The organism is uncultured Winogradskyella sp., from assembly GCF_963975125.1.
GTDB lineage: Bacteria > Bacteroidota > Bacteroidia > Flavobacteriales > Flavobacteriaceae > Winogradskyella.
Genome location: NZ_CAXBGB010000124.1, coordinates 1 through 5,673, shown reverse-complemented (window position 1 = coordinate 5,673; position 5,673 = coordinate 1). Strand labels below are relative to the sequence as shown.

Sequence of the window (5,673 nt, the reverse complement as noted above, 5' to 3'; positions counted from 1 at the left end):
CTATCAATTAATAATTGGAATCAAAATAGAATTGAACGTAACAAAGAAAAATCGATTCTTTCAGAATTAATAATTGACCTTGAAGACCAATCAAAATTATTAGAAACCTATATAGAAGTAGAATCTAGCTTTTATCAAAATGGTAAAGATATTTTGAGTTATTTTGCAACAAACCAAACATTTAATAATACTGATAACAGTATTTATTCTAAACTAAATTCATTAGTAACAAGGAAAACTTTTAACCCTGTTAATCAGACTTTTAAAGAATTAATCGCAACAGGTAATATTGCCATTATACAAGATAAGCTTACCAAAAGAAAGATTATAAAATACTATCACGAGTTAGAAAGAATTTCATTGATTATTGACAACAATAACATTCATATCGTTGATGGTATTATCCAACCAGAAATATTAAAACACACCTTATTTGTTTTAGAAGAAGACGATCCTAGACTAGAAAAAATGAATAGTAAGATTTTTGATAAAAAATCATTAACTACTGTTAGAGCAACATCCGAAAACTTATTGTCAAACCCAGACAATATGTTACATCTGTTCAACTTATTAGAACAAAGAACATATGTGGCAATGGGACATGCGGAATTATATAAAACCATCAAATTAGAAACAGAAGAATTACTTTCAGACCTAAAAACTCAAATCAATTAAAATAAAATAGGGTTAATTCTTTATTCACATTATAACCGTCACTTCGAGTGATTCTGACATTTTCATCAGAATTGTATCGAGAAGTTTCAGGATTAAATAACTTCAAATAGTCTCGATACATTTTACTATATAAATCAGGCAAACCAACAATTCCTTAAAAAAACGTCTAATTCTTTAAAAGAATCTCGCTATTTATCTATCATTTTAGCATAATTCTTAATTTTAAGAACAATTTAACAACAGCCCAAAGTCTAAACACTAAAATATCAGCGTACTTAATTAACAAGAAAGTACCTACCCTTCTTTTTAATCGAAGTTTCATATTAAATCCATCAACACTATGCGCATCAAAAAGCACCTCGCCCTACTCCTTATTCTAACGTTTGTATTTTCTTGTAAAAAAAAGCCAGTAGAAACCGATAATATTTTTAAGTATAGAGATTATATCAGTTATACCACTTCTGGAGTGGTTTCAGTAACAGCACCAATTAAAATTAATCTAGCAGAAGCCGTTGAAGGTTGGGAAGCAGAACAAGAGTTAGATGCAGGTTTAATTAAAACACAACCGCATATTCAAGGCACATTAAAAGCACTCAATAAACACACACTTCTTTTTACACCAGATGAAGCTTTAGAGCCAGGAACAGCTTACGGAGTTACAGTGCAATTAGGTGATATCTATAAAACCATTCCTGCAGAGTTTAAAAACTACACTTTTGAGTTTAAAACCATAACACCTAGTTTTAGTATCAACACTAACAACCTGCAATCTTATAGTAAAGAATGGCAATATGTGTTAGGTCAACTACGCTCTTCGGATGTGATTACTTTAGAAAAAGCAAAGCAATTAGTAACAGCAAAACAGAATAAAAAAGACTTGAATTTAGTTTGGCTAGAGGTACCTGAACCTTCAAAGTATTTTGAATTCAGAATCGATAGCATAAAACGCCAAATAGAAGACAGTAAAATTGATATCGCTTGGGATGGTAAAGCCATTAATGCCGAAAATAAAGGAGATAATTACATCGAAATTCCTGGGAAAAATAACTTCACCATAACTGAAACACAAGTTATTCAAAATCCTGAGCAGTACTTATCTATTAACTTCTCCGATCCTTTAAAAAAACAACAGAATTTTGCAGGCTTAGTGACAATTGAGAATGTAAAAAATCCAAAATATATAGTTGATGGTAATGTCTTAAAAGTGTATCCAGATAACAAGTTGGTTGGAGCGATTAAAGTAGATGTATTTACAGGTATTAAAAATACGGATGGCTTTAAACTTAAAAATGCTTACTCACAAGCCTTAACTTTCGAAGAATTAAAACCTCAAGTAAGATTGGTTAGTAATGGTTCAATCTTACCAAATTCTAAAGACTTAAAATTCAATTTTGAAGCCGTAAATCTTAGTAAAGTAGATGTGCGAATTATTAAAATATTTGAAGACAACATCCTTCAGTTTCTTCAAGAAAACAACATGAATAGCAATAACGAATATGGCATAAAACATGTTGGCCGTCGTATTGCTAAAGAAACGATTACGCTTATTCAAGATAAAGACCAAAGCACAGGAGAATGGAAAGCCTACAGCATCGATTTGTCTAAATATATACAAGCAGATCCTGGTGCTATCTATCGTGTAGAAGTTGGTTTTAAAAAAGACTATTCCTTATACGATTGTACATCAAAATCCGAAACTACTGAGGTTGATGAAGATGAATACTATGATGATTACTACGATGACTATTACGAAGAAGATTTTTACGCCTCAGAAGATATTACGGAAGAGGAAGAAGAGCTTCGTGAAGAACGTTATTGGGATAATTTAAGTCACAGCTATAGAAACAGAAATTATAGATATAGAGACAGAGAGAATCCTTGTACAGACTCTTATTTTAATTACGGAAATCGTACAGTATCACTAAACCTCATCAGTTCAGATCTTGGCGTAATAGCTAAACAAGGCAATGACAATACTTATTTCTTTGCAGTGACAAATATCTTATCTACAGATCCTGAATCTGGTAGTAAAGTGACACTGTATAATTACCAACAACAAGAATTGGCTACTGGTAAAACAAACACTGATGGCATCATAGAAATTGATGCTAAAAAACGTTCCGCTTTCGCCATTGTTACCAAAGGTAAAAGTGTAAGCTATGTTAAGCTTTTTGATGGTAATTCTTTATCGCTAAGTAAGTTCGATGTATCTGGTAACAGATTACAACGTGGACTGAAAGGTTACATCTATGGAGAGCGCGGAGTTTGGAGACCAGGAGATAGTTTGTTCTTAACCTTTGTATTAAATGACAAAGCGAATAAATTACCTAAAAGACATCCTGTTAAGCTCGAAATCACAGATCCTGTTGGTAAGTTGGTTTACAGAAAAGTCTCAGTAGATAACATCAATAACTTCTTTGATTTTACAGTGCCAACATCACCAGATTATAAAACCGGAAACTACAATGCTAAGGTTTCAGTAGGTGGTGCTTCATTCTCAAAAGGTTTAAAAATTGAAACGGTTAAACCTAACCGATTAAAAATAAAAATAGATTTTGAAGACAAGGTGTTAACCAACAACAAACCCTTGCAAGGAGACTTAAACGTGGCTTGGTTACATGGTGCACCAGCAAAGAATTTAAAAGCTGAAATAAAAGCAAAATTTACAACGTCTTACACCAGCTTTAAAGGCTATAAGAACTATACATTCAGCGACCCAACCAAAAAATTTAGTACAGAAGAAACTAATGTTTTCGAAGGCTATTTAGATGCAAACGGAAAAGCAAAAGTAGATTCAAAATTAAATATTGGTAAGAATGCTCCAGGCATGTTAACGGCTCAATTCCTAGTGAGAGCGTTTGAAAATGGTGGTGATTTCTCACTCGATGCATTCACGATGCCTTACGCACCTTACGAAAGTTTTGTTGGCTTACAATCACCCAAAGGCAACAATTATGGCTCATTCTTTACTGACGAAAATCAAACTTTTGATATTGCTACAGTAACTGCAGATGGTAATCCAATTCAGCGTAAAAAACTAGAAGTAAAAGTCTATAAAATAGAATGGCGCTGGTGGTGGAATTCCTCTTACGATAATCTATCGAGCTATGTGTCTAGTAATTACCATAGACCTGTTCAACAATATGAAGTAGATACAGATGCAACCGGAAAAGCAAGTTTTAAACTCAATATTCCAGAAAGTGATCGTGGTCGTTATTTAATTAGAGTTGTAGATCCAGTGAGTGGACATGCCACAGGACGCACAACTTATTTCTATAAAAACTGGTGGTCTAATTCAGCCTCTGGTGATAAAGAAGCGGCAAAAATGTTAGTCTTCTCAACAGACAAAGACAATTATAATGTTGGTGATACAGCGAAACTAACGTTCCCGTCTGGTAGCGAAGGCAGAGCTTTAGTTAGTATAGAAAATGGTACTGAAGTTTTACAACACCAATGGGTAAAAACAAAGCCAGGTGAAACCACGATTGATATTTCGGTGACTGCTGAAATGGCACCAAACGTATTCATTAATATTTCATTATTGCAACCACATGCCATCACATCTAATGATTTACCGATTCGTTTGTATGGAGTAATTCCGATGCTAGTAGAAGATCCTGCAACAAAGTTAGAGCCTGTATTGAATATGCCAGATGCGATTCAACCAGAGCAATCTTACGAGATAAAAGTATCTGAAAAGAACAATAAAGCAATGACCTATACTATTGCAGTTGTAGAAGAAGGATTATTAGATTTAACACGTTTTAAAACACCAAATGCTTGGAATAGTTTCTACGCTCGTGAAGCTTTAGGTGTAAGAACTTGGGACATTTTCGATGATGTCATTGGAGCTTATTCTGGTAGTATAGATCAAGTATTTGCGATTGGTGGTGATGGTGCTGCTGCAAAAGGCAAGAACAAAAAAGCGAATCGTTTTAAGCCTGTGGTGACGTATCTAGGACCATTTCTTTTGGATGCTGGAAAAACAAAAACGCACCAACTAAAAATGCCAAATTATGTTGGTGCAGTACGAACAATGGTTGTTGCTGGTAATAGTAATACTGAAGCTTATGGTAGTGCAGAAAAATCAGTACAAGTTAAAAAGCCATTAATGGTATTAGCAACCTTACCACGAAAGTTAAGTCCAGGTGAAAAAGTGACATTGCCAGTGACAGTTTTTGCAATGGAAAATAAAGTGAAAGACGTAACGCTTTCAGTAAATGTAAGCGATGGAATTACTATAAAAGGCAACAAATCGCAATCCCTTCAATTTAGCAAACCAGATGAAAAAATGGTGTATTTTCAATTGGATGTTACTAAAGCAAAAGGCATCAATACGATTGAAGTGGTAGCCACAGGAAATGGCAAAAAATCAACTTACAAAGTAGAGATTGATGTAGAAAACCCGAACCCAAGAACGTCTCGTGTTATTGATAGTGAATTACAAGCCAATGGAAAACAAGCTATTGATATTACAACCTTTGGAGTATCAGGAACCAACTCGGCAACTGTAGAATTTTCAACATTGCCTCCAATGGATTTCACAAAGCGAATGGAATATTTAATTCGCTATCCTCATGGTTGTGTTGAGCAAACGACATCTGGTGTGTTTCCGCAATTATTCTTAACTGATATTTTTGATTTAACAGCTCAAAAGAAAAAGCAAGTACAACGTAATATTGAAAACGGCATTAGACGTTTAGGGCGTTTTCAAAATGCTAGTGGTGGATTGGGCTATTGGATGGGTGAAAACACAACCAATGATTGGGGAACAAGTTATGCTGGTCATTTTATGATTGAAGCAGAACAAAAAGGTTTCATTCTACCATTAACATTCAAAAGCAACTGGATTGCCTACCAAAGACAAGCAGCAAGAAACTGGAGACCAAGCTACAAGAGCTATCACAGTGATTTCGCACAAGCATATCGTCTTTATACGCTAGCATTAGCTGGAGCTCCAGATTTAGCAAGTATGAACCGATTGAGAGAGTTCGAAGA

At 34.4% G+C, this 5,673-nt stretch carries 2 protein-coding genes; both read left to right on the top strand.

Going from position 1 to position 5,673, the window contains the following annotated elements; all coding sequences use genetic code 11:
• On the top strand, positions 1-675 hold a 675-nt coding region (locus tag AAC053_RS13365), incomplete at its 5' end, for a hypothetical protein (RefSeq protein ID WP_339757619.1).
• A 340-nt stretch (positions 676-1,015) separates the two neighbouring features.
• Positions 1,016-5,673 (top strand): MG2 domain-containing protein (locus AAC053_RS13360; protein ID WP_339757616.1); only part of this gene is annotated, 4,658 nt, incomplete at its 3' end.